The 26,286-nt window shown below is 72.6% G+C and carries 24 protein-coding genes and 1 pseudogene; 19 read left to right on the forward strand and 6 right to left on the reverse strand.

What is annotated here, in order from left to right; genetic code table 11:
- Positions 1-8 precede the first annotated feature (8 nt).
- Positions 9-413 (reverse strand): pyridoxamine 5'-phosphate oxidase family protein, encoded by a 405-nt coding sequence (locus tag PS467_RS22105; RefSeq protein WP_311036722.1) that lies wholly within the window; start codon positions 411-413, stop codon positions 9-11.
- 115 nt (positions 414-528) lie between these two features.
- Between PS467_RS22105 and clpB the strand changes: the two genes are divergently transcribed.
- Both clpB and PS467_RS22115 read left to right on the forward strand, forming a co-directional pair.
- A complete protein-coding gene (clpB, locus tag PS467_RS22110; RefSeq protein ID WP_311036723.1) occupies positions 529-3,126 on the forward strand; it encodes an ATP-dependent chaperone ClpB in 2,598 nt (865 codons plus the stop codon).
- 107 nt (positions 3,127-3,233) lie between these two features.
- Positions 3,234-3,770 carry a type III secretion system chaperone family protein gene (locus tag PS467_RS22115; protein ID WP_311036724.1) on the forward strand — a complete coding sequence of 179 codons (537 nt, stop codon included), beginning with the start codon at positions 3,234-3,236 and terminating at the stop codon, positions 3,768-3,770.
- Between the two features lie 53 nt (positions 3,771-3,823).
- On the opposite strand, the gene PS467_RS22120 is transcribed toward PS467_RS22115, so the two are convergent.
- Both PS467_RS22120 and PS467_RS22125 read right to left on the reverse strand, forming a co-directional pair.
- The gene (locus tag PS467_RS22120) at positions 3,824-5,041 is read right to left on the reverse strand and encodes a putative hexosyltransferase (RefSeq protein WP_311036725.1); all 1,218 of its coding nucleotides are present in this window, start codon (positions 5,039-5,041) and stop codon (positions 3,824-3,826) included.
- 194 nt (positions 5,042-5,235) lie between these two features.
- Positions 5,236-6,417, reverse strand: a complete 1,182-nt coding sequence (locus PS467_RS22125) for a pyridoxal phosphate-dependent aminotransferase (RefSeq protein ID WP_311036726.1) — start codon at positions 6,415-6,417, stop codon at positions 5,236-5,238.
- Positions 6,418-6,655: 238 nt separating this feature from the next.
- On the opposite strand from PS467_RS22125, the gene PS467_RS22130 reads away from it, so the two are divergent.
- Positions 6,656-7,600 (forward strand): DUF5996 family protein, encoded by a 945-nt coding sequence (locus PS467_RS22130; protein WP_311036727.1) that lies wholly within the window; start codon positions 6,656-6,658, stop codon positions 7,598-7,600.
- Between the two features lie 16 nt (positions 7,601-7,616).
- Here PS467_RS22130 and PS467_RS22135 read toward each other — a convergent pair whose 3' ends face one another.
- A complete protein-coding gene (locus tag PS467_RS22135) occupies positions 7,617-7,997 on the reverse strand; it encodes a VOC family protein (protein ID WP_311036728.1) in 381 nt (126 codons plus the stop codon).
- Positions 7,998-8,134: 137 nt separating this feature from the next.
- Here PS467_RS22135 and PS467_RS22140 point away from each other — a divergent pair, with 137 nt between their 5' ends.
- The 15 genes and pseudogenes from PS467_RS22140 (at position 8,135) to PS467_RS22210 (ending at position 22,593) form a co-directional block, all read left to right on the forward strand.
- Positions 8,135-8,638 carry a hypothetical protein gene (locus PS467_RS22140; RefSeq protein WP_311036729.1) on the forward strand — a complete coding sequence of 168 codons (504 nt, stop codon included), beginning with the start codon at positions 8,135-8,137 and terminating at the stop codon, positions 8,636-8,638.
- A gap of 142 nt (positions 8,639-8,780) precedes the next feature.
- On the forward strand, positions 8,781-9,080 hold the full coding sequence (locus tag PS467_RS22145; RefSeq protein ID WP_268973397.1) for a hypothetical protein: 300 nt from the start codon (positions 8,781-8,783) through the stop codon (positions 9,078-9,080).
- A gap of 289 nt (positions 9,081-9,369) precedes the next feature.
- Positions 9,370-9,885, forward strand: a pseudogene (locus tag PS467_RS22150) (DUF2617 family protein); the annotation flags it as partial.
- 232 nt (positions 9,886-10,117) lie between these two features.
- Positions 10,118-11,692, forward strand: coding sequence for a polyamine aminopropyltransferase (locus PS467_RS22155; protein WP_311039932.1), 1,575 nt, complete (start codon positions 10,118-10,120; stop codon positions 11,690-11,692).
- Positions 11,693-11,808: 116 nt separating this feature from the next.
- A complete protein-coding gene (locus PS467_RS22160) occupies positions 11,809-12,705 on the forward strand; it encodes an SRPBCC domain-containing protein (protein WP_311036731.1) in 897 nt (298 codons plus the stop codon).
- Positions 12,706-12,730: 25 nt separating this feature from the next.
- Positions 12,731-13,546 carry an aldose epimerase family protein gene (locus PS467_RS22165; RefSeq protein WP_311036732.1) on the forward strand — a complete coding sequence of 272 codons (816 nt, stop codon included), beginning with the start codon at positions 12,731-12,733 and terminating at the stop codon, positions 13,544-13,546.
- A gap of 41 nt (positions 13,547-13,587) precedes the next feature.
- Complete coding sequence (gene pyrE, locus PS467_RS22170) at positions 13,588-14,133, forward strand: orotate phosphoribosyltransferase (RefSeq protein WP_311036733.1); 546 nt, start codon at positions 13,588-13,590, stop codon at positions 14,131-14,133.
- Positions 14,134-14,322: 189 nt separating this feature from the next.
- On the forward strand, positions 14,323-15,345 hold the full coding sequence (gene fbaA / locus PS467_RS22175; protein ID WP_268973402.1) for a class II fructose-bisphosphate aldolase: 1,023 nt from the start codon (positions 14,323-14,325) through the stop codon (positions 15,343-15,345).
- Positions 15,346-15,506: 161 nt separating this feature from the next.
- On the forward strand, positions 15,507-17,117 hold the full coding sequence (locus PS467_RS22180; RefSeq protein WP_311036734.1) for an MFS transporter: 1,611 nt from the start codon (positions 15,507-15,509) through the stop codon (positions 17,115-17,117).
- Positions 17,118-17,251: 134 nt separating this feature from the next.
- Positions 17,252-17,665, forward strand: coding sequence for a DUF3151 domain-containing protein (locus PS467_RS22185; protein WP_311036735.1), 414 nt, complete (start codon positions 17,252-17,254; stop codon positions 17,663-17,665).
- A 248-nt stretch (positions 17,666-17,913) separates the two neighbouring features.
- The gene (locus tag PS467_RS22190) at positions 17,914-18,750 is read left to right on the forward strand and encodes a tryptophan 2,3-dioxygenase family protein (protein ID WP_311036736.1); all 837 of its coding nucleotides are present in this window, start codon (positions 17,914-17,916) and stop codon (positions 18,748-18,750) included.
- Complete coding sequence (gene kynU, locus PS467_RS22195; protein WP_311036737.1) at positions 18,743-20,095, forward strand: kynureninase; 1,353 nt, start codon at positions 18,743-18,745, stop codon at positions 20,093-20,095. The genes PS467_RS22190 and kynU overlap by 8 nt, the downstream gene beginning before the upstream one ends.
- 3 nt (positions 20,096-20,098) lie before the next feature.
- Positions 20,099-21,085: a prolyl oligopeptidase family serine peptidase gene (locus PS467_RS22200; RefSeq protein ID WP_311036738.1), complete on the forward strand. Its 987-nt coding sequence runs from the start codon at positions 20,099-20,101 to the stop codon at positions 21,083-21,085.
- A gap of 98 nt (positions 21,086-21,183) precedes the next feature.
- Complete coding sequence (locus PS467_RS22205; RefSeq protein WP_432280619.1) at positions 21,184-21,321, forward strand: hypothetical protein; 138 nt, start codon at positions 21,184-21,186, stop codon at positions 21,319-21,321.
- 39 nt (positions 21,322-21,360) lie between these two features.
- Positions 21,361-22,593 (forward strand): cytochrome P450, encoded by a 1,233-nt coding sequence (locus PS467_RS22210; protein ID WP_311036739.1) that lies wholly within the window; start codon positions 21,361-21,363, stop codon positions 22,591-22,593.
- Between the two features lie 127 nt (positions 22,594-22,720).
- Here the strand turns inward: PS467_RS22210 and PS467_RS22215 are convergent, their stop codons facing one another.
- Both PS467_RS22215 and PS467_RS22220 read right to left on the reverse strand, forming a co-directional pair.
- Positions 22,721-24,373 (reverse strand): ABC transporter permease, encoded by a 1,653-nt coding sequence (locus PS467_RS22215; RefSeq protein WP_311036740.1) that lies wholly within the window; start codon positions 24,371-24,373, stop codon positions 22,721-22,723.
- The gene (locus PS467_RS22220) at positions 24,370-25,287 is read right to left on the reverse strand and encodes an ABC transporter ATP-binding protein (RefSeq protein WP_268973411.1); all 918 of its coding nucleotides are present in this window, start codon (positions 25,285-25,287) and stop codon (positions 24,370-24,372) included. The genes PS467_RS22215 and PS467_RS22220 overlap by 4 nt, the downstream gene beginning before the upstream one ends.
- Positions 25,288-25,379: 92 nt before the next feature.
- Here PS467_RS22220 and PS467_RS22225 point away from each other — a divergent pair, with 92 nt between their 5' ends.
- Positions 25,380-25,901 (forward strand): GbsR/MarR family transcriptional regulator, encoded by a 522-nt coding sequence (locus PS467_RS22225; RefSeq protein ID WP_268973412.1) that lies wholly within the window; start codon positions 25,380-25,382, stop codon positions 25,899-25,901.
- Positions 25,902-26,286: the final 385 nt, after the last annotated feature.

The following is a 26,286-nucleotide window of genomic DNA, read 5'->3' on the forward strand; positions in this document are numbered from 1 at the left end:
CCAGCCGCTCACGCCCGGCCCATGGCCCGGGTGAGGGTGATCTCGATGAGGACGCGGTCGGGGTTGGGGCGTGGGGTGCGCTGGTAGCGCTCGGCGTAGCGGCGTTCGGCGTCCGCGATCAGCTCGGGGTCCTCGCATACCACCGCGAGCCCCTCCAGAGTGGCCCACCGCTTGCCCGCCAGCTGGCAGACCGCGACCCGCGCACCGCCCTCGCCCGCCGCCCGGACATGGGCGACCTTACGGCTGTGGCGGCCGGCGATGACGCGGGCGAGTCCCGCCTCGGGGTCGTAGGTGACGCCGACCGGGACGACGTGCGGGGTGCCGTCGGGGCGTGGGGTGGTCAGGGTGCACAGGTGGCGTTCGCGCCAGAAGGCGAGGTACTCGGGGTCGGGGTTGCGGGGGTCGATGGGCATGGCCCAGAACCTAAGGCCAGGGGAGTGGCGTGAGCGAGGTTGAGTGGAATAGACTCAACTTTACGGATGTTGGGTAGGGCAGGATGCAGTCCGGAGCGAGGAGGAGCACAGGGACGTGGATGCCGAGCTGACCAACAAGAGCCGGGCGGCGCTGAGCGCCGCCAACGACCGGGCGGTGTCCTCCGGGCACGCGGACATGACGCCCGCGCATCTCCTGCTCGCCCTGCTGGAGGGCCAGGACAACGAGAACGTCATGGATCTGCTGGCCGCCGTCGAGGCCGACGCGGCCTTCGTGCGCGGCGGCACCGAGCGGCTGCTCGCCGCCCTGCCCAGCGTGCAGGGCTCGACCGTGGCCCCGCCGCAGGCCAGCCGGGATCTGCTGGCCGTCGTCGCGGACGCCACCCAGCGGGCCAGGGAACTCGGGGACGACTACGTCTCCACCGAGCACCTCCTCATCGGCATCGCCGCCAAGGGCGGCCAGGCCGGGGAGCTGCTCGTCCAGCAGGGGGCGAGCGCCAAGAAGCTGCTCGCCGCGTTCGAAAAGGTCAGGGGTGGACAGCGGGTGACGACGCCCGATCCGGAGGGCACGTACAAGGCCCTGGAGAAGTTCGGCACGGACTTCACCGCCGCCGCGCGCGAGGGCAAGCTCGACCCGGTCATCGGCCGGGACCAGGAGATCCGCCGGGTGGTGCAGGTGCTCTCCCGGCGCACCAAGAACAACCCGGTGCTGATCGGCGACCCGGGCGTCGGCAAAACGGCCGTCGTCGAGGGGCTCGCCCAGCGGATCGTCAAGGGCGACGTCCCCGAGAGCCTGCGCGACAAGCGCCTGGTCGCGCTCGACCTCGGCGCGATGGTCGCGGGCGCGAAGTACCGCGGTGAGTTCGAGGAGCGGCTGAAGACCGTCCTGGCCGAGATCAAGTCCAGCGACGGCCAGATCATCACCTTCATCGACGAGCTGCACACGGTGGTCGGCGCGGGCGCCGGCGGCGACTCCGCGATGGACGCGGGCAACATGCTCAAGCCGATGCTGGCCCGCGGTGAGCTGCGCATGGTCGGCGCCACCACCCTCGACGAGTACCGCGAGCGGATCGAGAAGGACGCCGCGCTCGAGCGCCGCTTCCAGCAGGTGCTGGTCGCCGAGCCGACCGTCGAGGACACCGTCGCCATCCTGCGCGGGCTCAAGGGCCGCTACGAGGCCCACCACAAGGTGCAGATCGCCGACGGCGCGCTGGTGGCCGCCGCGGCCCTCTCCGACCGCTACATCACCTCCCGCTTCCTGCCCGACAAGGCCATCGACCTGGTCGACGAGGCGGCCTCCCGGCTCCGGATGGAGATCGACTCCTCCCCCGTGGAGATCGACGAGCTCCAGCGGTCGGTGGACCGGATGCGGATGGAGGAGATGGCCCTCGCCCGGGAGACCGACGAGGCCAGCAAGCAGCGGCTGGAGAAGCTGCGCCGCGACCTCGCGGACAAGGAGGAGGAGCTGCGCGGGCTCACCGCCCGCTGGGAGAAGGAGAAGCAGGGCCTCAACCGCGTCGGTGAGCTGAAGGAGAAGCTGGACGAGCTGCGCGGCCAGGCCGAGCGCGCCCAGCGCGACGGCGACTTCGACACCGCCTCCAAGCTGCTGTACGGGGAGATCCCGGCCGTCGAGCGGGAGCTCGCCGCGGCATCGGAGGCCGAGGCGGAGGCGGAGAGCCGGCCGGACCGCCCCACGATGGTCAAGGAGGAGGTCGGCCCGGACGACGTGGCCGATGTGGTCGCCTCCTGGACCGGTATCCCCGCGGGCCGGCTGCTGGAGGGCGAAACGAAGAAGCTGCTGCGCATGGAGGAGGAGCTGGGCAAGCGGCTGATCGGCCAGACCGAGGCGGTACGGGCCGTGTCGGACGCCGTGCGCAGGACCCGGGCGGGCATCGCCGACCCGGACCGGCCCACCGGCTCGTTCCTCTTCCTCGGCCCCACCGGCGTCGGCAAGACCGAGCTGGCCAAGGCGCTCGCCGACTTCCTCTTCGACGACGAGCGGGCCATGGTCCGCATCGATATGAGCGAGTACGGCGAGAAGCACAGCGTGGCCCGGCTGGTCGGCGCCCCGCCCGGCTACGTCGGCTACGAGGAGGGCGGCCAGCTGACCGAGGCGGTGCGCCGCCGCCCGTACAGCGTGGTGCTGCTGGACGAGGTGGAGAAGGCCCACCCCGAGGTCTTCGACATCCTGCTCCAGGTCCTCGACGACGGACGGCTCACCGACGGCCAGGGCCGGACGGTGGACTTCCGCAACACCATCCTGGTGCTCACCTCCAACCTGGGCAGCCAGTACCTGATGGACCCGCTGCTCGGCGAGGAGGAGAAGAAGCAGAGCGTGCTGGAGACCGTGCGGACCTCTTTCAAGCCGGAGTTCCTCAACCGCCTGGACGACCTCGTGGTCTTCTCCGCGCTCAGCGGGCCGGAGCTGGCCCGGATCGCCGAGCTCCAGGTGGCCCGGCTGGCCGGCCGCCTCGCCGACCGCAGGCTGACCCTCGACGTCACCCCGGCCGCGCTGGAATGGCTCGCCCAGGAGGGCAACGACCCGGCGTACGGGGCGCGCCCGCTGCGCCGGCTGATCCAGACCGCGATCGGCGACCGGCTGGCCAAGGAGATCCTCGCCGGGGAGATCCGGGACGGCGACAAGGTCCGGGTGGACCGGGCCGGCGACGGCCTTCTGGTCGGCCCGGCGCAGTAGCGCTCCGGGATCGGTTTCCGCCGGATCGGGCAATGTACGGCGGGGGTTGCACGGCGGGGGCGGGTGTGAGGGAGGATGGCGGTATTCCATACGAAGGGAAATCCACGGTGAGCATCGACCCGTCCTCGATTCCGAATTTCGGGGGTCAGCCCGAGCCCGAACCGACGGGTCCGAGCGGCCCCGTGCTGCCCGACCAGGACCTGGTCAAGCAGCTGCTGGAGCAGATGGAGCTGAAGTACGTCGTCGACGAGGAGGGGGACCTCGCCGCGCCGTGGGAGCAGTTCCGTACCTACTTCATGTTCCGCGGGGAGGACGAGCAGCAGGTCTTCTCCGTCCGCACGTTCTACGACCGGCCGCACGGCATCGACGAGAAGCCGCGGCTGCTCGAGGCGATCGACGACTGGAACCGCCGCACGCTGTGGCCGAAGGTCTACAGCCACACCAATGACGACGGCACGGTCCGGTTGATCGGTGAGGCGCAGATGCTGATCGGCACCGGCGTCAGCCTGGAGCACTTCGTGTCCAGCACGGTCAGCTGGGTGCGGGCTTCGATCGAGTTCGACCGGTGGCTCGTCGAACAGCTCGGTCTGGAGGCCGATATCGAGTCCGACGGCGACGACAAGCCGGACGACGACGGGGCCTGAGCCGCGACGGGGCCTGAGCCGCGACGGCCCGGCGCCGCGGCGGCCCGGCGCCGTCAGGGCGCCACATGGGCCACGGCCAGCAGATACGTCCCGTAGAGACAGGAGAGCCCGGCCAGCGCACCGCCCATCAGGACGACGGTGCGGGGCCGGGCTCTTGCCATCGCCAGCGCCGCCGGGAGCAGCAGCGGGAAGGCGGGCAGCAGGAAGCGCGGCTTGGAGGTGAAATAGTTCGTGCCGCCGATGGCGATGACCACCAGGGTGAGGGTGTAGACGACCAGCGCGAGCGGCGGCGGGCACAGGGCGAACCGGACGAGGGAGACCAGCGCGGCGCCGAGCACCGCCAGCACCATGGAGCGCATCAGCTGGTCGTCGCCGGTGAGCAGCTGGCGGACGAAGCGGAGACTGCCCGGTCCGAGGCGGAATCGCGAACCCCAGTCGTCCTGGACGTCCACATACCCGCGCCAGGTGCCGCGCCGGACCGCCACCCAGCCGAGATGGCCGAACCAGCCCAGCGGTGCGAGCCCCGCCCCCGCCCACACCCGCCCAGACACCCGCCCCCGGTGCCGCCGGATCCCGGCGGCGGCGCAGCAGCAGACGGCGGCGGCGACCGCGATCCCGTTGGGCCGGCAGGCCCCGGCGAGCAGGGCGAGCGCCCCGGCCCACAGCCACCGGCCGGTCAGCACGGCGTACAGCGACCAGGCCGCCAGCGCCGTCAGCAGCGACTCGGTGTACGCCATGGACTCGATGACCGCGTGCGGCAGCAGCCCCCACAGCGCGACCAGCAGCGTCCCCACCCGCCGCCCGTGCAGCCGCTCCCCGATCGCGTAGATCCCCCACACCGCCAGCCCCGACGCGACCCAGGCGATCAGGAGCGCGGCGGTCACCGCCGTGAGGGGCAGGGCGGTGGTGACGGCGCGGATCAGGGCCGGGTAGAGCGGGAAGAAGGCGAGATCGCTGAAGACCCGGCCGGGGTAGTGGACGGAGGGGTGGACGGTGCCGTACCCGTGCCGGGCGATGCTCACGTACCACAGGCTGTCCCACTGATGGCCGAGCAGCGTGCGCGGATCGCGGCCGGTCCGCCAGGCCCAGAGCGCCAGGCAGCCGGCCCCGGCCAGCCGTACGGCCGCGTACACCGCGAGCGCGAGCCAGGCCCGCCCCAGCGACGCCCGCATCCGCCTCAGCGATGCCCACGCCCGGCCCCGCCGCCACCGCCCGGCCGGTCCGCCGGGCGGCTCCGGCGCCCAGGTGGACGCGGCGGTGTCGGCGGACACGGGAACCTCCGGTGCGGGCACACGACGGGCACACGACCAACGCGCGCCGAGCCCCCGGGAGGGGACGGTCCAGGGGGCTCGGCGGATACCCCGACCATCCGCCGGATCGCGGCCGCCCGCGACCCGGGAGGCCCATCCGGCGGAACGGGGGTGTCCTGCCGGGGGCGTCCTGCTCGGAGGAAGGAACGGGGGTGTCAGCCCGCGGCGAGCCCCTTGAGCCGCCCGACCGCCTCCGTCAGGACGCTCTCGCGCTTGCAGAAGGCGAACCGGACGAAGGGCGAGCCCTGGTCCCGGTGGTCGTAGAAGACCGCGTTCGGGACGGCGACCACTCCGCAGCGCTCGGGGAGGGAGCGGCAGAAGGCGAAGCCGTCGGTTTCGCCGAGGGGACGGATGTCGGTGGTGATGAAGTACGTGCCCGAGGGGCGGAAGACGTGGAAGCCCGCGTCGGTCAGGCCGTCGGCCAGCAGATCGCGCTTGGCCAGCAGATCGTCGCGGATGCCGTGGAAATAGGCGTCGGGGAGGCGCAGCGCCTCGGCGACCGCGTACTGGAAGGGGCCCGCCGAGACGTAGGTGAGGTACTGCTTGGCCGAGCGCACCGCCGTGACGAGCTCGGGAGCGCCGGTCACCCACCCGACCTTCCACCCCGTGAAGGAGAAGGTCTTGCCCGCGCTGCTGATGGTGACGGTCCGCTCGCGCATCCCGGGGAAGGAGACGAGCGGGGTGTGCGTGGTGCCGAAGACGAGGTGTTCGTAGACCTCGTCGGTGACCACCAGCAGATCGCGCTCGACGGCGAGCTCGGCGACGGCGGCCAGCTCCTCGTGGGTGAGCACGGTGCCGGTGGGGTTGTGCGGGGTGTTGAGCAGGATCAGCCGGGTGCGGTCGGTGACGGCGGCGCGCAGCTCGTCCAGGTCCAGGCGGAAGGTGTCGCCGTCCGGGCGGAGGGTGACGGGGACGCGGACGCCGCCCGCCATGGCGACGCAGGCCGCGTACGAGTCGTAGTACGGCTCGAGCGCGATCACCTCGTCGCCCGGCTCCACCAGCCCCAGCAGCGACGCCGCGATGGCCTCGGTGGCGCCCGCGGTGATCAGCACCTCGGTGTCGGGGTCGACGTCCAGGCCGTACCAGCGCCGCTGGTGCTCGGTGACGGCGGTGCGCAGCTCGGGCACGCCGGGGCCGGGCGGGTACTGGTTGCCCCGGCCGTCCCGCAGCGCGCGGACCGCGGCCTCGCGCACCTCCTCGGGGCCGTCGGTGTCCGGGAAGCCCTGGCCCAGGTTGATGGCGCCGGTGCGCACGGCGAGGGCGGACATCTCGGCGAAGATCGTGGTGCCGAAGGCGGCCAGTCGGCGGTTGAGCGGCGGTCGTCCCATGGCGCCCATCCTCCGCCGAACCGGCGGCCTTCCTCAACTCCTCCCCTGGTCCGGGCGCGGTCGATGGCTTCACCGGCGGGGTTTTCAGCGGCGGGTCGCCGGGGGCACCGGCGGGGTTTTCAGCGAGCGGCGTTTTCAGCGAGCGGCGTTTTCACCGGCCGGGCGCACGGGTACCCGGCCGGGCTGGAAACCGTCGCCTGCGCGTTGCCGGAGCGGCGAGGACCGCGCGAGGCGAGCGGGAGGCGAGATGGCCGAGCAGAACACACAGCGGACCGGCGGCTGGCCACGGCTCCGGGTGGCGGACTGGACCGAGACCCGGGACACCCTGCACATGTGGACCCAGATCGTCGGCAAGATCCGGCTGGCCCACGCACCACTGGCCAACCACTGGTGGCAGGTCACCCTGTACGTCAGCCCGCGCGGACTGAGCACCTCCGCGATCCCGTACCGGACCGGGGCGTTCGATATCGAGTTCGATTTCGTGGACCACCGGCTGCGCATCCGGGTCAGCGACGGGAGCCGGCGCGAGCTGGCGCTGGAGTCCAAGCCGGTGTCCCGGTTCTACGCCGAGATCATGGACGCGCTGGGAGAGCTGGGCATCCACACCCGGATTTACCCCCGGCCGAACGAGGTGGACCCGGCGATCCCGTTCGCCGAGGACTACCGGCACGCCGCCTACGATCCGCACGCCGCGTACCTGTTCTGGTGCCAGCTGCTCCGGGCACACCAGGCGTTCGCGGAATTCCGGTCCTCTTTCATCGGCAAGGCCAGCCCCGTGCACTTCTTCTGGGGGGCGATGGACCTGGCCGTCACCCGCTTCTCCGGGCGGCCCGCGCCGACACATCCCTCCGGCGGGGTGCCCAACCTGCCGGACCGGGTGACGCGAGAGGCGTACTCCCTCGAGCTGTCCAGCTGCGGGTTCTGGCCCGGCGGCGGTGAGGAGGGCGGCTTCTACGCCTACGCCTATCCCGAGCCGGCCGGCTTCGCCGACCACCCGGTCCGCCCCGCGGCGGCGTCGTACCAGCGGCAGATGGGTGAGTTCCTGCTGCCCTACGAGGCGGTCGCCGACGCCGCCGACCCGGACCGGACGCTCAGCGAATTCCTGCACAGCACCTATGAGGCGACCGCCGACCTGGGCGGCTGGGACCGGGTGGCGCTGGAAGCCGACCTGCACCACGTGGAACACCACTAGTAGGTGAGGGGACCGCTCAGGGCCAGACGTTGGCCTGGGCCCGGAAGGTCTCCGCGTCGCTCTCCACCGGCAGCACGCACACCAGGTGGCCACCGGGCACGCGGAGCGTCCGGCACTCCTGCCACTGCGAGACCTGCTCAGCCCCCAGGGCGACCAAGCGCGCGGTTTCCGCGTCGATGTCGTCGGTCTCGATGTCCAGATGCATACGAGGCGCGTCGTCGACCGCCTGGACGGCGGTGTTCACCCCGGGCAGGGCCTGATGGAGCCTGGTGTATTGCGGAGCCGCCGGAAGCGGCCGAGCGGTGACGCCGAGCGCCGCCGACCAGAAGGCGACTGCCCGCGCGGCCTCGTCCCGCGGCGCGTCGATCAGAACGGCGTATACCCGGCTCCTGTGCATGCCCGTGCACTACCCCCCTGAGCCGACGGTCAGTCCTGCCTCGACGGACTGCGCAGCAGCACGGTTGTCCGCTGGTGGCGCTGCCATGTCACTGTCACAATCGTCCTGATTGCGGCGGCACGCGCAGAGGGGGGCGGGTGGCTCAGTCGGAGATCCCTGTGGCGTTGATCGGCCTGGGAGGCGCGGTTGCCGGGGCGGTGGCCACCGTCGCGGTGGGTCGCTTCACGGGACGCGCCAGTGTCAAGGCGGCCACCGTCGCCAAGGTGGACACCTTGCAGGACGAGCTGACCAAGTTCTGCGCTCCGTTCGTCGAGGCCAGGATCCAGCTGGAGCCGGCCCTCGCCGGACGGACTCCCACCGATCCCTGGCTGGCGCTGGCCCCGCAGATGTCCAGAGCGGCGCCACGCTGGACGTCCATGGCCGCGGACCCGCTGGCGCTGTGGGAGTTACCCGGAGTGGTGCGCCGTAAGGCCGCCTATGTCGACGGCGAGATCCGGTCCCATCAGTCCCGCAACGAGCAAGTGCTCCTCAACGAGGTGCACCTGGCGGCCCGCGAGCTCTACCACGGGGCCAAAGAGCTCATCGATACGTACACCCGGGAGTTCCGGCGGCTCGCCAAGCGCGGCATGGGCGTGATCTGACGCCCGGTCGGCCGGCTCGCCCATGCTCCCCTCAACCTCTGGACTTCCTCAACTCCGCTTTCGACCCCGGTGCGGTCGGGCAGGGGACCCGACAGGTACGAAGCGGTACCTCGCTACGGGGGTTGGAAGGAGAGTGAGGACCATGGGTCCTGTTGTCATCTTCGTGGTGCTGGCGTTCACGTTCGCGGCGGTCGCCGCGCTCACCGCCGGCCGGTCGAAGGGGTACAGCGGACGGCGCAGGCGGTCCTGGAGCGCGGGATCCGGTGGCGCGGCAGGCGGCAGCTGGTGGGCCGGTGACGGCGGGGGTGGCCATCACGGGGGTGGCCACCACGGCGGCGGGCACCACGGCGGCGGTGGCTGCGGCGGCGGGAGCGGCTGCGGTGGCGGGGGCGGCTGTGGTGGTGGCGGTGGTGGGGGTGGTGGCTGCGGTGGAGGCGGCTGACCCGCCCTCACCACGCGTCCTCACGGCCGTGATGCGACAAGCCCGCGCCCGGCGCGCCAACGTGCGCCGGGCGCGGGCTTGTTGAACACTTGACCTAGAGAGCGCCCTAGAGGGTGGAAACCCGGTGAAGATGGGTAAAAACGATGTGGCGCCGAGCATTTCATGATTCTGTGTACCACCATCGACCTTACGGACCCCACGTGGGCACGAGCCGGCGTATGCGCATGCCCCTGGTCCACCGCGGGGCGAGCCGGCCCATCTTTCCACTGCGTGCTTGCGGAGCCGACCCATGCTCACGACCCTCAAGACTGCCTACACCGATACCCGCGCCGCCGATCTCGCCTGGAGCCTGGGACGGGAACCGCTTCCCGCCCTCGCCGTACTCGATCTGCGACTCCATGGCTTCGCCGTCCAGTTGAGGCTGCTGGGAGCTTCGCACCAGGTCCTCCTCGAAGGGGAGGACGGCCGTTGCTCGGAGACCGTGGCCTGTATGTCCGGCAACAGCACCCCGCTTCCGCTGGGGGTTTCCACGCTCGTCGACGGCCGTGAATACGAGTTCGCGGCGCGCGTCGAGGAGTTGTCGCAAGGAGCCTTCGCCGGGCGCGCGCAGGAGTTGCTCGCCCTGGTGGCCGACCACCCGCACGGTCTGGCCGGCACCTTTCCCGGCAGCCCGCACGCGTTCACGGCGCTGCTCGCGCAGTGGCACGAGGGCACGGTGGGATGGCGGACCTGGCATGCCTATCCCCAGGAGGGCCGGCTGGTCACCACCCGCACCTGCGTGGGGGCCAGGGTGCCGGCCGCGCTCCGGCCGCCGGGAGCCGGTGGGCTCGACATGGGTGGGCTGGCGGGTGGGATGCCCGGCGGACTGCCTGATGGGCTGTCGGGCGGAGTGCCGGGTGGGGTGTCCTCTCACGTTTCGTGCGGGTGAGGTGCCTCGACGCGTATCGAGGCCAGACGTACGAACGGCAATGCACTCGTACGGGGGACGAGACGTAGGCCAAATGTGACGTAACGTTCCCTTTGTGATCGATTCGCCGATGTCCGCCGTCTCGGATGCGCCGCCGTCGCCGGAGTCCCCGCCTCCGGTGCGGTTGCCCGTGCGGGCGGGGCTCGGCCGCTTTCTCGTGCTCGGCACGGTCTTCGTCTGCGCCGCCTGCGGGCTGGTCTACGAACTCGAACTCGTCGCCCTGGCCTCGTACCTGGTGGGTGACTCGGTCACCCAGGCATCCGTGGTGCTGTCCGTGATGGTCTTCGCCATGGGGGTCGGCTCGCTGCTGGCCAAGCGGCTGCGCTGCCGGGCCGCCGTCGGCTTCGGCGCGGTCGAGGCGGTGCTCGCGCTCGTCGGCGGCTGTTCGGCGATGGCGCTGTACGCGTGCTTCGCCTGGTGCGGTCACTCGCGCACCGCGCTCGTCGGCTTCTCGTTCGCCATCGGTGTGCTGATCGGCGCCGAGGTGCCGCTGCTGATGACCCTGATCCAGCGGGTGCGCCGGCAGGACGCGGGCGGCGCGGTGGCCGATCTGTTCGCGGCGGACTACGTGGGCGCGCTGGTCGGCGGGCTCGCCTTCCCCTTCCTGCTGCTGCCCGGGTTCGGGCAGCTGACCGGCGCGCTGGTCACCGGCGCGGTCAACGCGGTCGCGGGCGGGGCGCTGGTGCTCTGGCTGTTCCGCCGTGATCTGAGCGTACGGGCGCGGTGGACGCTGATCGTCGCCAACGGGCTGGTGCTCGCCGTGCTGGCCGCCGGCGCCGCGCTGACCCCCGCCTTCGAGCGGGCCGCCCGGCAGGCCGTCTACGGACCGGGGGTGCGGGTCGCGCTGCGCTCCGGCGAGCAGGAGATCGTGCTGACGGGCGGGGGAGCGAGCGGGCGGCCGGTGTCCCTCTTCCTGGGCGGGCGGCTGCGGGTCAGCGGGCGCGACGAGCTCCGCTTCCACGAGGCGCTGATCCACCCGGCGATGGCCGCCGGACCGCACCGCCGGGTCCTGGTGCTGGGCGGGGGCGACGGGCTCGCGGTGCGCGAGGTCCTGCGGTACACGGGGGTCCGGTCGGTGACCGTCGTGGAGCGCGACGCGCAGGTGGTCCGGCTGGCCCGGCACGACCCGGACCTGTCGGCGCTCAACCACGGCGCCTACCGCGATCCGCGGGTGCGGGCGGTGACGGCGGACGCCTTCGACTGGCTGCGCCGGCCCGTGGCGTACGACGTGGTGGTCTGCGATCTGCCCGGCCCCGAGCTCACCGGGAGCACCAAGTACTACTCCCAGGAGTTCTACGGCCTGGCCGAGCGGGTGCTGACCCCCGGCGGCCGGCTGGTGGTCCACGCGGGGCCGCTGAGCCCCGCGCCGAGGGCGTTCTGGACGGTGGACGCGACGATGCGGTCGGTCGGCCTGCGGACCGCGCCCTATGTGATCGACACCCCGCGCCCCGGCCGCGGCCACCCGCACGACTGGGGCTTTGTGCTGGCGGCGCGCTCCCCGGTGGGGCTGCGGCTGGCCCCGCACGGCCCGCGGCCACGCTCCCTGACACCGGCGGGGCTACGGGCGGCCCGCCGCGGGGCCGAGCGCGTCCGCGAGGCGGGTCTGCCCCCTTCCACGCTGATGCGTCCGCGCTATGCGGAGTGAGGCGTGCGCGGGTGACCTTGTGGCCCGCCCCCGCCGGGCCGGGGGCGGCGCGCCCGGTGGGGAAAGTTGCGTGGGAACGGGTCTCAGCGAACGTGCGATGGGTACTGTCTTGAGCTATGGAGCATGAGGTGTTCGTTCCGTTTCCCGTCGACACCGTCCGGCTGGCGCTCGCGGAGCCCGACCGCGTCGCCCGTTGCGTTCCCGGGCTCCAGCAGGACGCCGATGAGGCCGCCGGTCCGCTCGCCGGCCGGCTGCGGCTGCGCATCGGCGGGTCCACCATCACCTACCGCGGCGCCCTGCGCGTCGGCCGGCGCGCGGATGTCTTCGAGGTCGAGGGCGAGGGCACCGAGGTGCGCGGCGGCGGCTCGGTGAAGCTCGCGCTGACCGTGACGCCGAAGCCCGTCGAGGGCGGCACGGAGCTGCTCTGCTCCGGGACGGTCCGGAGCGAGGGGCGGCTGGCCGAGTTCGACGAGGAGGCGGCCACCACCGTGGCCCGCCGCCTGCTGGACCGGTTCGCCTCGGCGCTCGCGGCCGGGCTGGAGACGTCCCCGATCAGCGCGGCCACCGAGGGCGAGGCCACCGGCGCGGCAGCCGAGGACGCGGCCGCCGGGGACGAGGGCGAGGGCGCGGCCGCCACCGGGGACGAGACCGGGCTGCCGACCGAGGCCGAGCTTCCGCTGTCGGCCGACGACATGGACATCGAGGACGTCGGCGACCTCGGCGAGGCGGACGCCGTCGAGGAGCCCGTCGGTTTGGGCGACCTGGGTGACCTCGGCGATCTCGATGACCTGGACGAGGAGCCCCCGGCCGAGGCCGCCCACGCCCGCCGCACCATGATCGGCCGCTCCACCGAGGAGGTCGACCACGCCCCGCCGCGCGGCCGCTACGCCCCCGTCCCCGCGCCCGAGACCGTCTCCACCAGCGCCACACTGCGCTGGGCCGCGCCCGCCGCGGCCGTGGTGCTCGCCTCGGTCGTCGTGGTGGGACGTCGGGTACTTCGCCGCCGCCGGTGAGCGTGTGCGCATAGGGTCGGTAGCTGTGACCACCGAAGAGACAACGGAGACCAAGGGCGTACGGCTGACCGCCGGGGACGCCGAGCTGACCGTCTCACCCGAGCACGGCTGCCGTATCGGCTCACTGCGCATCGGCGGTACGGAGCTGCTGCGGCAAGGCCCGCGGTTCGGGTCGTTCCCGATGGTGCCGTGGTGCGGCCGCACCGGGCTGGGCCGGTTCCGCAACGGCGGACGGACCCACCAGCTGCCCGTCAACTCCCCGCCGCACGCGATCCACGGAACCGGCCGGAACGTCGCCTGGACCCCGGTCAGCACCGGGCGGTCCAGCGCGGCCTTCACCTACGACCTCGCCGACCCCTGGCCGTACGAGGGCCGGGTCACCCAGACCTTCGAGCTCGCCCCGGACAGCCTGACCGTCACGATGAGCGTGGAGACCGAGGGCGATTCCTTCCCGGCGCAGGCGGGCTGGCACCCCTGGTTCCTGCGGAACCTGGGCGAGGGCGGTGCCGATGTCCAGCTCGCCTTCGACGCGGAGTGGCAGGAGGAGCGCGGGGAGGACCACCTCCCCACCGGCCACCGCATCGCGCCGAAGCCCGGCCCCTGGGACGACTGCTTCGGCATGCCGCAGGGCGTGGACGTCACGCTCACCTGGCCCGGCCGGCTCGAACTGAAGGTCACCAGCCGGACGGAGTGGGTGGTCGTCTACGACGAGCAGGCGGAGGCGGTGTGCGTGGAACCGCAGTCCGGGCCGCCCAACGGCCTCAACAGCCTGCCGCGCCTGGTCACCCCCATCGATCCGCTGGAGATCTCCATGACCTGGAGCTGGCGCGCACTGGCGTAGCGGAGCGGCTTGGAGGGGGCCGAGGGCCACGGCTTAAGCTCATGCGCATGAGCGATGCGCGCGAGGCCCTGCTTCAGCAGATCAAGGACAAGGCCGTGGTCCACGGCAAGGTGACCCTCTCCTCCGGGCGTGAGGCCGACTACTACATCGACCTGCGCCGGGTCACCCTGGACGCCGAGGCCGCGCCGCTGGTCGGCCAGGTCATGCTCGCCACCACGGCCGGTCTGGAGTACGACGCGGTGGGCGGGCTGACGCTCGGCGCCGACCCGGTGGCCACGTCCATGCTGCACGCGGCCGCCGCGCGCGGCCGTCGGCTCGACGCCTTCGTGGTCCGCAAGGCCCAGAAGACCCACGGGATGCAGCGGCGGATCGAGGGCCCGGACATCGCGGGCCGCCGGGTGCTGGTCGTCGAGGACACCTCCACCACCGGCGGCTCGCCGCTGACCGCGGTGGAGGCGGCGCGGGAGGCGGGTGCCGAGGTCGTCGCGGTGGCGACGATCGTCGAGCGCGGCGCCGCACCGGCGATCGCGGACGCCGGGCTGCCGTACCTCCCGGCGTACTCGCTCGCCGACCTCGGGCTGAGCTGAACCCCGGCCGACCTCGGGCTGAGCCGGTGTGGGTGAGGTTTCACGTGAAACCACCCCACCCCCGTCCGTGTGGTCCCCGCGTGCGCCGAGTGGAGCAATCGGCGGAGTCTGGGATTATGGCCCCGACGATGACGTCGCCCCTAGGTCAGGGCCAAGAACGACTAACCCGCACACACAAGGAGCGGACAGATGCCCATCGCATCCCCTGAGATCTACAACGAGATGCTCGACCGGGCGAAGGCGGGCAAGTTCGCCTACCCGGCGATCAACGTGACGTCGACGCAGACTCTGCACGCCGCCCTGCGCGGCTTCGCCGAGGCGGAGAGCGACGGCATCGTCCAGATCTCCACCGGTGGTGCCGAGTTCCTGGGTGGCCAGTACCAGAAGGACATGGTGACCGGTGCGGTCGGCCTCGCCGAGTTCGCGCATGTCGTCGCCGAGAAGTACCCGGTGAACATCGCCCTCCACACCGACCACTGCCCCAAGGACAAGCTGGACGGCTATGTCCGCCCGCTGCTCAAGGTCTCCCAGGAGCGCGTCGCCAAGGGCCAGAACCCGCTGTTCCAGTCCCACATGTGGGACGGCTCCGCCGAGACGCTCGACGACAACCTGCGCATCGCGCAGGAGCTGCTCGCCGAGGCCGTCAAGGCGAAGATCATCCTCGAGGTCGAGATCACCCCGACCGGCGGCGAGGAGGACGGCATCTCGCACGAGATCAACGACGAGCTCTACACGACGGTCGACGACACGCTGCGCACCGCCGAGGCCCTCGGCCTGGGCGACAAGGGCCGCTACCTGCTGGCCGCCTCCTTCGGCAACGTCCACGGTGTCTACAAGCCGGGCAACGTCGTCCTCCGTCCGGAGCTGCTGCGTCAGCTCCAGGACGGTGTCGCCGCGAAGTACGGCAAGCAGGACCCGTTCTTCTTCGTCTTCCACGGCGGCTCCGGCTCCACGGAGGAGGAGATCCGCACCGCGCTGGAGAACGGCGTGGTGAAGATGAACCTCGACACGGACACCCAGTACGCCTTCACCCGCCCGATCGCGGACCACATGTTCCGCAACTACGACGGGGTGCTGAAGGTCGACGGCGAGGTCGGCAACAAGAAGACCTACGACCCGCGCAGCTGGGGCAAGCTCGCCGAGAAGGGGATGGCCGAGCGGGTCACCAAGGCGTGTGAGAACCTCCGGTCCACCGGGACGAAGCTGAAGTAATTCCGCGGCTCGAGTGGTTCTGCTGCTCGAGTAGCTCTTCGGTTCGAGCAGTTCTGCTGCTCGCGCCTTCCGGGCCCGGCGCTCGCCTTCGCGGCGAGCCGCCGGGCCCGTTCACGTGGTGGGTTGGCCCCGTGGGGGCCGTACGCGGGATGATTCCAGGTATGGCAGGTGTGCGGCTCTCCGCGCCGGCGGGGCGGTGGCTGGTGTTCACCACCGTGCTGGGCTCCGCCATGGCCCTGCTCGACAGCACCGTCGTCAATGTGGCCCTGCCGCGCATCGGGCTCGATCTGGGCGCCGACCTGCCCGTACTCCAGTGGACCGTCAACGCCTACATGCTCACCCTCGCCGGGCTGATCCTGCTCGGCGGGGCGCTCGGGGACCGGTTCGGGCGGCGGCGGGTGTTCGTCACCGGGGTGGTGTGGTTCGCGCTGGCCTCGCTGGCGTGCGGGCTGGCGCCGAACGCCGGGGTGCTCATCGCCGCGCGGGCGCTTCAGGGCATCGGCGGGGCGCTGCTCACCCCCGGATCGCTCGCGCTGATCCAGTCGGTGATCCATCCCGATGACCGGGCGCGGGCGATCGGACTGTGGTCCGGCTTCGGCGGGGTCGGGGCCGCGATCGGGCCGTTCCTCGGCGGCTGGCTGGTGGACGGGCCCGGCTGGCGCTGGGTGTTCTTCCTCAATGTGCCGCTGGCGGCGGTGTGCGCGCCGGTCGCTTTGCGCCATGTGCCGGAGACCAGCGATCCGCAGGCGCGCGGCCGGTTCGACGTCCTCGGCGCCGTGCTGGGCGCGGCCGCGCTCGGCCTGGTCACGTACGCGCTGATCGCCGCGCCGCAAAAGGGCGTCTCGCCCGCGGTGGTGGTCCCGGCCGTCGCCGGACTGGCGCTGGGGGCGGCCTTCGTCGCCGTGGAGCGGAGGCGTCCCGAGCCGATGCTGCCGCTCTCCATCTTCTCGTCCCGCCAGTTCAGCGCCGTCAACGCGGTGACCCTGTGCGTCTACGCGGCCTTCAGCGGCTTCTTCTTCCTCTCGGTGCTCGACCTCCAGGTGGTCGTGGGCTACTCCGCGCTGGCCGCCGGTACCGCGCTGCTGCCCACGACGGCGCTGATGCTGGTGTTGTCGGCCCGCTCGGGAGAGCTGGGCGCGCGCATCGGCCCGCGCGTCCCGCTGACCGTCGGCCCGCTGCTGTGCGCGGTGGGGATGCTGCTGATGACCCGGGCCGGGGCGGGGGCGGTCTACTGGCGGGACATCCTGCCCGCGCTGGTGGTGCTGGGCATGGGCATGGTGGTGCTGGTCGCCCCGCTCACCGCGACCGTCCTGGCCTCGGTGGACGTCGGCCGCGCGGGTCTGGCCAGCGGTATCAACAACGCGGCGGCGCGTGCGGCGGGACTGGTCTCGGTGGCGGCGCTGCCGCTGCTCGCGGGGATGGGCCCGGAGGCGTACCGGTCGCCGGACGCGTTCGCCGACACCTTCCGGCGGGCGATGCCGATCTGTGCCGGGGTGCTGGTGCTGGGCGCGATCCTCGCCTGGCGCACGGTGCGCTCGGACGCCCTGGAGCGGGCGGGGGCGGACGTGGGTGCGGAGGCGGTCGCCGAAGCGAGTGCGGAAGCGGGTGCCGAGGCGGTCGCGGGGCCGGAGGGGGCCGAGGCCGTCGCGCCCGCAGAACGGGCGAAGGGCGCCGAGCGCGCCGCGCGGCCCCCGTGCCGTCCCGAGTGCGCCTACCACTGCGGTGTGTCCGCCCCGCCCCTGGACCCGGGCGAGCAGCGCCCCCACACCTGACCCGCGCCCTCGTCCGCCCCCTGGACCCAAGCCCGAGGATCGAGGACCGAGGACCGAGGCTCCCTGGACCGACTCGGCGGGCCGGTTGGCTTGAGCGTGTCGGGTGGGGCTCCGGACCAGGCAGACTGGAACTCATGGCCATTCACGAGAACCTGCTCGGGGGACCGCCCCCGACCCATCTGCCCGACGACCCCGAGCCGCGGGAGCTGCTCGCCTCCGGCGCGGCCCCGGCCGAGGTCGCCGCGAAGTACCCGGCCTCCTCGCTCGCCTGGGCGCAGCTCGCCGACGAGGCGTTCGAGGGCGGCCGGGTGGTCGAGTCCTACGCGTACGCCCGCACCGGCTACCACCGCGGACTCGACGCCCTGCGCCGCAACGGCTGGAAGGGCCACGGTCCGGTGCCCTTCGAGCACGAGCCCAACCGTGGTTTCCTGCGCGCCCTGCACGCGCTCGCACGCGCCGCGCAGACCATCGGTGAGCAGGAGGAGTACGAGCGCTGCTCCACCTTCCTCCGCGAGAGCTCCCCGACCGCGGCGGACACGCTTTCCTGAGCTGCCGCTGCCTTTCTCCACCTGCCTCGCCTCAGCCGTCTCCGCTGAACTGAGGCGTAACGAGACGCACCGGGCCTGTGGGGCGGCGTACGCCCCACGGGCCCCTTCCGTACTTGCCGTTCCTCCGTGCGACACGGATGATGCGGAGCGGGGCCCCTTCGGCTGTGGGCCCCGAGGGGACCGGGGCTCCGAGACCGAGAGGAAGGGGCGGACCGCTACCCGGTAGCGAGCAGTACACAGGAGACGCGATGTCGCAGCAGCCTGTCCCTGACCACCCCGACGCCCCCCACCTGGACTTCGACGGCACCACGCCGTACGAGGACTACGTCCGGGCGTCCGTGCTCACCCACCTCCAGCGCCCGCTCTCCGACGACCCCGGCGAGATGGTCTTCCTGGTCACCACCCAGGTCATGGAGCTGTGGTTCACCGTCCTCGTCCATGAGTGGCAGACCGCCGCGCAGGCGCTGCGCGAGGACGATCTGCCCACCGCGATGGCCGCGCTCCAGCGCTCGGCCTACGAGCTGGAGTCGCTCAACGCGTCCTGGACGCCGCTGGCCCATCTCACCCCCGGCCAGTTCAACGCGTACCGTTCCGCGCTCGGCGAGGGCTCGGGCTTCCAGTCGGCGATGTACCGGCGGCTGGAGTTCCTGCTCGGCGAGAAGTCCGCGGCCATGCTCGTCCCGCACCGGGGCGCGCCGCAGGTCCACGCCGAGCTGGAGAAGGCGCTGACCGAGCCCAGCCTCTACGACGAGGTGCTGCGCTATCTCGCCCGCCGCGGCCTCGCCGTCCCGGCCTCCGTACTGGACCGCGATCCCACCCTGCGCTACGAGCCGGACCCGGGAGTGGAGCGGGTCTGGGAGGAGATCTACTCCGGCCCGCGCGACAGTGAGCTGATCCGGCTCGGTGAGGCACTGACTGAGGTCGCCGAGCTGGTGTGGCGCTGGCGCAACGACCACTTGGTGGCGACCCGGCGGGCGATGGGCGCCAAGACCGGCACCGGCGGTTCGGCCGGGGTGGCCTGGCTGGAGAAGCGCGCGGCGAAGACCGTCTTCCCCGAGCTGTGGACGGCGCGCAGCCATGTCTGACGCGACGATCCCCCCGGAGCCGCGCGGCGCCGAGCCGGCCGGCGCCGAGTCGTCCGTGTCCGGACTGCCCGGCGCCGGGCAGTCCGAGGCCGAGCTGACCGGCGTCGAGCCGACTGGCGTCGCGTCGGCCGGTGTCGAGTCCGCCGAGGTCGGTCTGGTCGGCGAGGCCGCCAGGCTCGACGCGGCCGACAGGCTGCGTGCCAAGCGTGACGCCTTCACCCTCGACGAGGCGATCTACCTCGACGGCAACTCGCTGGGCGCGCTGCCGCGTGCCGTTCCGCCCCGGCTGGCCGATGTCGTCGCCCGCGAATGGGGGCGGCTGCGCATCCGCTCCTGGGAGGAGAGCGGCTGGTGGACCGCGCCGGAGCGGATCGGCGACCGCGTCGGCCGACTCCTCGGCGCCGCCCCCGGCCAGGTGGTGGTGGGCGACTCGACGAGCGTGAACGTCTTCAAGGCGGTCGTCGCGGCCGTACGGATCGCGCAGGAGCGCGGCGCCCACCGCGATCAGATCCTGGTCGACGAGGCCACCTTCCCCACCGACGGCTATATCGCCGAGTCCGCCGCCCGGATGACCGGCTGCACCCTGCGGCCGGTGGCCGCGCGCGACGTCCCCACCGCCGTCGGCCCGCGCACCGCCGTCGCGCTCGTCAACCACGTGGACTACCGCACCGGCCGCCTCCACGACCTGCCCGCGACCACGGCCGCCGTGCAGGCGGCGGGCGCGCTCATCGTGTGGGACCTGTGCCACAGCGCGGGCGCCCTGCCGGTCGGACTGGACGCCCACGGGGTCGACCTCGCGGTCGGCTGTACGTACAAGTACCTCAACGGCGGGCCCGGCGCGCCCGCGTACCTGTACGTCGCCCGAGCGCATCAGCCCCGCTTCGACTCGCCGCTCCCCGGCTGGAACTCGCATGCCGACCCCTTCGGCATGGACTCCGCCTACACCCCGGCCGACGGCGCGGCCCGCGGCCGCGTCGGCACCCCGGACATCCTCTCGATGCTGGCGCTGGAGGCCGCGCTGGAGGTGTGGGACGACGTGGCGATCGAGGACGTCAGGGCCAAGAGCCTGGCCCTGACGGACTTCTTCCTCCGCTGCGTCGAGGACTACGTCCCGGCGGGCCGCGTCCGGTCCCTCACCCCCGCCGCACACGCCGAGCGCGGCAGCCAGGTGGCGCTGCGGTGCGCGGACGCGGGGGAGGTGATGGCGGGGCTGGTGCGGCGCGGTGTCATCGGCGACTTCCGCCGCCCCGATGTGCTGCGCTTCGGCTTCACCCCGCTGTATACGGGCTTCGCCGAGGTGGAGCGGGCGGCGCGGGTGCTGGCCGCCGTGCTGAGGGAGGGCTGACCGATGGGCGGGCAGGCGGCCGAGGAGGCGTCGGTCTTCGGGCTCGCGCCCGTGGCCCCGGACCGGACCGCCGCGTACGGCGAACACCCGGACCAGGTGGTGGACTTCTACCTTCCGCCCGAGGCGTCCCGTCCCGCCCCGCTGGTCCTCCTCTTCCACGGCGGCGCCTGGCGCGCACCTTACGATCGCCGCCATGTGTCTCCCTTCGCCGCGTTCCTGGCGGGGCGGGGTCTCGCGGTGGCGTCGGTGGAGTACCGCCGGGGCGGGGCCGGCTCGTCCCCGCCCGGCCCGGCCGCCCGCGACGGACGGGGCCCGGGGACCGAGGACCGCGACGTGCCGGGCGGTGAGCCGGGCGCCGGCCCGCGCTCCGGGCGGGACGGCCCCGGCGGGGCGCCGCGGGCAGGGCGGTGGCCGGAGACGTTCGACGACATCGCCGCCGCCGTGGATCTCGTACCGGGGCTCGTCCGGGAGCTAGGGCTGTCCGGGGTCGATACGGACCGCACTGTGCTCACCGGGCACTCCGCGGGCGGGCACGCCGTGTTGTGGGCGGCGGCCCGGCACCGGCTGCCGTCCGGCACTCCTTGGCATCTGCCCTCGCCCTCCCCGCTCCGTGGTGTCGTCGCCCTCGCCCCGATCGCGGACCTCGCCACGGCTCGCGCACTGGACGTCTGCTCCGGCGCCGTGGGCGAACTCCTCGGCGAAGGCGTCGGTTACGGCGTCGGCGACGGCGACGGTGGCGAACTCGCGGTCCGGCTGGCCCTCGCCGACCCCGCCGCGCTGCTGCCCACAGCGATCCCCACCACCATCGTGCAGGGCGGCACCGATATCGATGTACCGCCGGCGGTCGCGGCCGCCTTCGCGGCGGCCGCGGCCCGCGCCGGGCAGCGGGTGCGGCTCGTCACGACCGAGGGCGGCCACTTCCCGCCGATCGACCCCACCACGCCCGCCGCACACACCACCGCCGAGGAGATCGCCCGGCTGGCCACGTAGCAGCCCGGGCGCTCGCTGCCTGCGCGTCTCCACGCGGCAGCGGGTGGCCGGGCTGACCGAGCTGGCCGGGCTGACCGAAGCGGGAGAACCATGTGCAGATGCTGGTCGCCCAGGGCTGCTCCAACGCCGACATCGCCGAGCCGACGGCGAAGCCGCATGTCAGCCGGATTCTGCCGAAGCAGGGCCGCGCGACCGCACCCAGGCGGTGGTGTGCGCGGACGAGGTCCGCCTGGTGACCTCTGGAGGCCGAGCGGGCCCGGCGGTACCGTCCGGGGATGAGCACGAGTGCGAGCAGTGCGGAAGCCCCTGCCTTCGACCCGTGGCGGCCGTCGTTCGTCGCGGACCCGTATCCGGCGTACGCCGCGCTGCGCGAGCGCGGCCGCGCGCACTGGTTCGAGCCCACCCGCCAGTGGCTGATCCCGCGTCACGCGGACGTCAGCGCCCTGCTGCGGGACCGCAGGCTCGGCCGCACCTATCTGCATCGGTTCAGCCATGAGGAGTTCGGCCGCACCGCGCCGCCGCCCGAGCACGAGCCGTTCCACACGCTCAACGACCACGGCATGCTCGATCTCGAACCGCCGGACCACACCCGGCTGCGCCGCCTGGTCTCCAAGGCGTTCACCCCGCGGACGGTCGAGGCGCTGGTGCCGACGATCCAGCGGCTCGCGGAGGAGCTCGTCGACTCCCTCGTCGCCTCGGGCGGCGGCGATCTCATCGCGACGGTCGCCGAACCGCTGCCGGTCGCCGTGATCGCCGAGATGCTCGGCATTCCGCAGGCCGACCGCTCCGCCCTGCGGCCCTGGTCGGCGGATATCTGCGGGATGTACGAACTCAATCCGAGCGAGGAGACGGCCCGTCGGGCGGTGCGCGCGTCCCTCGACTTCTCCGCCTATCTGCGCGGGCTGATCGACGCGCGCCGCAAGGCTCCGGGGGACGATCTGATCAGCGCGCTCATCGCCGCCCACGACGAGGGCGACCGGCTCACCGAGCAGGAGATGATCTCCACCTGTGTGCTGTTGCTCAACGCGGGCCACGAGGCCACCGTCAACACCACCGGCAACGGCTGGTGGGCGCTCTTCCGCCATCCCGAGCAGCTCGCCCTGCTCCGCGCCGACCCCGACGCGCTGCTGCCCACCGCCGTGGACGAACTCCTGCGGTTCGACACCCCGCTCCAGCTCTTCGAGCGCTGGGTGCTGGAGGACATCGAGGTCGGCGGTACGGTCATTCCGCGCGGCAGCGAGGTCGCCCTGCTCTTCGGCTCGGCTAACCGCGATCCGGACCGCTTCGACCGCCCCGACACCCTCGACCTCGCCCGCGCCGACAACCCCCATGTCAGCTTCGGCGCCGGTATCCACTACTGCCTCGGCGCCCCGTTGGCCCGTCTGGAGCTGATCGCCTCCTTCGGTGCCCTGCTCCGCAAGGCGCCCGGGTTGCGGCTGGTCAGGGAGCCGGAGCAGCGGGCGAACTTCGTCATCCGAGGGCTGCGGGAGCTGATGGTCGAGCTCTGAGCGGAGACGGATACCCACGGAGACGGAACCTGCGGAGACGGATACCCGCGAGACGAATGCGCCCCCTGTTGTCCACAGCCTGTGGACAACAGGGGGCGGGTGCCGGGATGTGGTGAGCCGACGGGGGTCAGCCGCCGATGTCACGGCGGCGCAGACCCACCAGTCCTCCGGCGGCCAGAACGACCGAGAGGAGCAGCAGCCACAGGAAGGGTGCGGCCGTTACGTCGTCGCCCGGCAGTTTCGGCAGATGGCTGAAGGGCGAGGTGTCCATGACGGGCTGGGAGAACTCGAGCGCCGGGCCCATCCAGCCCACGGCCACCACCCAGCCGACCGCTCCCCAGGCCACAGCCGCGTACTTCGGCAGCACGCCCACCAGGAAGAGCGTCAGGCTGGTGACCACCCACAGCGCCGGGAGCTGGGCGAGGGTGGCGCCCAGGGTGCGGGGGAGCTGGTCGGCCAGATCGTCCGCGGCGAGGCCGTAGCCCAGGCCCAGCGCCAGACCGCCGATGGCGAGCACGGCGACCGGGCCGAGATAGGCGATGACCAGATGGCTCCCGGCCCAGCGCAGCCGGCTGACCGCGTTGGACAGCAGGGGTTCGGCGCGCTGGTCGGTCTCCTCGCTGCGCAGCCGCAGCACGGAGCTGGCGGTGTAGACGGTGAGGATGGTGCCGAGGACGCCGACCATGGCGGCCAGGAAGGCGTCGTTGAGCCCCTGCGCGCCGCCCATCCGCTGGATGATGTCGCGGGTCTGGTTGCTGTCGCCGAGGAAGTCGTCGGCGCCGTCGGAGATGCTGCCGAAAATGGCGCCCGCGAAGACGAAGCCCGCGGCCCAGCCGAACAGGGCACCGCGCTGAAGCCGCCAGCCCAGACCGTAGACGCCGGCCAGCAGCGGGCCGGCGGCCGCGGGGCCGGGACGGCTGGCGTAGAAGCTGGCGCCCACGTCGCGCCGGCCCGCCAGGGAGTACGCGAGGGAGATGGAGGCGGCGGCGAGGACGGCGACCAGCAGCAGCGGCCACCAGCGCTCGTCCGCGTACGGCCGGGCGTACTCGGCCCAGCCCAGGGGCGAGAGCCAGACCAGGACGTGGCCGGAGCCCTCGCTGCCGTCCTCGGCGGCGTCACCCGCCATGCGCAGCACGAAGGCGACGCCGACCAGGGCGGAGCTCAGGCCCCGGGCCAGCCGGGTGTTCTCGGTGAGCTGGGCCGCGACGGCGGCCAGCCCGCCGAACGCCATCCCGGACAGGCCGACGGCGAGGCCGAAGGCGAGCGCACCGGTGCCGCCCTGGCCCGCGAGGCTGCCCGCGATGAGCAGGGTCACCGCGCCGTTGGCGATGGCCACGGTGAGCAGGGCCGAGGTGAGACCGGCGCGGCGGCCCACCATGCCGGCGGAGAGCGCCTCCTGGCGGCCGGTCTCCTCCTCCTCGCGGGTGTGCCGGAGCACGATGAGCAGGCTCATGATCGCGGCGAACACGGCCAGGAAGGCGCCCACGCGCCAGACGGTGAGCGCGCCGAGCGAATCGTCGAAGGCGGCGCCGAACAGGGCGCGCGTCGAGCCGTTCCCGTTCATGTCGCGGACGAGGTCGGCGCGCTGCTCAGGGGTCTCGTACGCGCTCTTCAGACGGCCGACGGTGCTGCTGGCCGTCAGCCCCAGGCACAGCACCCACACCGGCATCATGATCCGGTCGCGCCGCAGAGCGAGCCGCAGCAGGGTGCCGGTGCCGGCCAGGTCGTGGGCCGATCCGCGGGCGCGGGGGGAGACCCGGGTGTCGGCTACGGCGGTCATCGGGTGATCGCCTCGGCTTCCGTGCGCGTGACGTCGTCCTGGTAGTGGCGGAGGAAGAGCTCCTCCAGGGTGGGCGGCGTGGAGATGAGGCTGCGTACCCCCACCTGGGTGAGCTGCCGCAGCACGGCGTCCATCTTGTCGGAGTCGACCTGGAGCTTGACCTGGTGGCCCTGGACGTCCACGTTGTGCACACCGGGGAGGCCGGACAGGCCGTTCGGCTCGCCGGCCAGCTCGGCGGTCACCGACGTACGGGTCAGGTGGCGCAGCTCGGCGAGCGTGCCGGACTCCACCCGCCTGCCTTTGCGGATGATGCTGACCCGCCGGCACAGCGCCTCGACCTCGCTGAGGATGTGGCTGGAGAGCAGCACCGTACGACCGCGGTCGCGCTCCTCGGCGACACACTCGCGGAAGACCTCCTCCATGAGCGGGTCCAGCCCGGAGGTCGGCTCGTCGAGGATCAGCAGCTCCACTTCGGAGGCGAACGCGGCGACCAGGGCGACCTTCTGGCGGTTGCCCTTGGAGTAGGTGCGGCCCTTCTTGGTGGGGTCGAGCTCGAACCGCTCCAGGAGCTCGGCACGGCGTGCGGTGTCCAGCCCCCCGCGCAGCCGCCCGTACAGATCGATGACCTCCCCACCACTCAGGTTGCGCCACAGGGTGACGTCTCCGGGGACGTACGCGATGTGGCGATGGAGGTCGACCGCGTCGTGCCAGGGGTCCTTGCCGAGCATCTGCACCGCTCCGGAGTCGGCGCGCAGCAGGCCCAGGAGAACCCGGATGGTGGTGGACTTCCCAGCGCCGTTGGGCCCGAGGAAGCCATGGACCTCGCCTGCCTCGACTTCGAGGTCGAGGCCGTCCAACGCGTGGGTCCGGCCGAAGGACTTATGCAGACCGGACACGGAGATTGCCGTTTTCATGATACCGAAGCTACGCTACTTTCAGAAAATTGTGAAGTTAAGGAACCATATAAACTTATGATGATGTGACAAAGAGAGGAGATGATGAAGCGGTGAGGGAGACGACCGAACCGGAGAGCGCGCCCGGTGGTGAGCGTGACGAGGCGGCGGTGTCCAGGTTCGTCGAGCGGTTCGCGGCCGACCTGGCCGAGTCCGGGATGCAGCGCATGGCGGCGCGGGTCTTCGCGGCGCTTCTCGTCTCCGACTCCGGGGCCCTCTCCTCCGCCGAGCTGGCCGAGCGGCTGCGGATCAGCCCGGCCGCGGTCTCGGGCGCGATCCGCTATCTGTCCCAGGTGGAGATGGTGGTGCGGGAGCGCGAACCGGGCTCCCGCCGCGATCGCTACCGGCTCTTCAACGAGGTCTGGTACGAGACCCTGACCCGCCGCGACCAGATGATCTCCCGCTGGGAGAGCACCATGCGGGACGGCGCGAAGGTGCTGGGCCCCGGCACCCCGGCGGGGCGGCGGATCACCGAGACCGCCGACTTCTTCGAGTTCGTCCAGCAGGAGCTGCCCAAGATGCTGGAGCGCTGGCGCCACCAGCAGGCCGAGCGGCGCGCGGCCGAGGCGGGGTAACGGGCCAGGGCGCGGCCCGCCTCCGCCCGACCGACCCGGTGCCGCACCGGGTTCGGCCCGGCGGCGGTGTGCTTCTGCCGTCCGACGGAACCGCGCTCACGTCCGGCCCGTCGGTGGTCCGTGTCTCGCCTGGTGGCGTGCGGTGCTGTTCGGTTCGGCGTCGGTTCGTGCCGTACGTGTGGTGGTGCCGGGCCGGCCGCGTGGTGGTGGTGCCGGGCCGCCGGGGTCGGCGGCCGTCTCGTCGTGCCGTCCGGCCGGACGGCGTGGCGGTACGTGTCTCGCCTGGTGGCGGCGCGGTGCCGTCGTGCCGTCCGTTCGGCCGGACGCGGGCCGCGGGTCCCGGCTCGGTGGCGGTGCGTGTCTCGCCCCGTGACGGCCCGAGCGG

It is taken from the genome of Streptomyces luomodiensis, from assembly GCF_031679605.1.
GTDB lineage: Bacteria > Actinomycetota > Actinomycetes > Streptomycetales > Streptomycetaceae > Streptomyces > Streptomyces luomodiensis.

Excerpts from the sequence above, each read along its gene's own strand:
- PS467_RS22135 (WP_311036728.1), bottom strand. The coding sequence starts at position 7,997 with ATGCACAGGAGCCGGGTATACGCCGTTCTGATCGACGCGCCGCGGGAC.
- PS467_RS22215 (WP_311036740.1), bottom strand. The coding sequence starts at position 24,373 with ATGACCGCCGTAGCCGACACCCGGGTCTCCCCCCGCGCCCGCGGATCG.
- PS467_RS22155 (WP_311039932.1), top strand. The coding sequence starts at position 10,118 with ATGTCCGCCGTCTCGGATGCGCCGCCGTCGCCGGAGTCCCCGCCTCCG.
- PS467_RS22185 (WP_311036735.1), top strand. The coding sequence starts at position 17,252 with ATGGCCATTCACGAGAACCTGCTCGGGGGACCGCCCCCGACCCATCTG.
- PS467_RS22205 (WP_432280619.1), top strand. The coding sequence starts at position 21,184 with ATGCTGGTCGCCCAGGGCTGCTCCAACGCCGACATCGCCGAGCCGACG.
- pyrE (WP_311036733.1), top strand. The coding sequence starts at position 13,588 with ATGCGCATGAGCGATGCGCGCGAGGCCCTGCTTCAGCAGATCAAGGAC.
- PS467_RS22180 (WP_311036734.1), top strand. The coding sequence starts at position 15,507 with ATGGCAGGTGTGCGGCTCTCCGCGCCGGCGGGGCGGTGGCTGGTGTTC.
- PS467_RS22130 (WP_311036727.1), top strand. The coding sequence starts at position 6,656 with ATGGCCGAGCAGAACACACAGCGGACCGGCGGCTGGCCACGGCTCCGG.
- PS467_RS22125 (WP_311036726.1), bottom strand. The coding sequence starts at position 6,417 with ATGGGCGCCATGGGACGACCGCCGCTCAACCGCCGACTGGCCGCCTTC.
- PS467_RS22220 (WP_268973411.1), bottom strand. The coding sequence starts at position 25,287 with ATGAAAACGGCAATCTCCGTGTCCGGTCTGCATAAGTCCTTCGGCCGG.
- PS467_RS22200 (WP_311036738.1), top strand. The coding sequence starts at position 20,099 with ATGGGCGGGCAGGCGGCCGAGGAGGCGTCGGTCTTCGGGCTCGCGCCC.
- PS467_RS22210 (WP_311036739.1), top strand. The coding sequence starts at position 21,361 with ATGAGCACGAGTGCGAGCAGTGCGGAAGCCCCTGCCTTCGACCCGTGG.
- kynU (WP_311036737.1), top strand. The coding sequence starts at position 18,743 with ATGTCTGACGCGACGATCCCCCCGGAGCCGCGCGGCGCCGAGCCGGCC.
- PS467_RS22190 (WP_311036736.1), top strand. The coding sequence starts at position 17,914 with ATGTCGCAGCAGCCTGTCCCTGACCACCCCGACGCCCCCCACCTGGAC.
- PS467_RS22145 (WP_268973397.1), top strand. The coding sequence starts at position 8,781 with ATGGGTCCTGTTGTCATCTTCGTGGTGCTGGCGTTCACGTTCGCGGCG.
- PS467_RS22160 (WP_311036731.1), top strand. The coding sequence starts at position 11,809 with ATGGAGCATGAGGTGTTCGTTCCGTTTCCCGTCGACACCGTCCGGCTG.
- fbaA (WP_268973402.1), top strand. The coding sequence starts at position 14,323 with ATGCCCATCGCATCCCCTGAGATCTACAACGAGATGCTCGACCGGGCG.
- PS467_RS22105 (WP_311036722.1), bottom strand. The coding sequence starts at position 413 with ATGCCCATCGACCCCCGCAACCCCGACCCCGAGTACCTCGCCTTCTGG.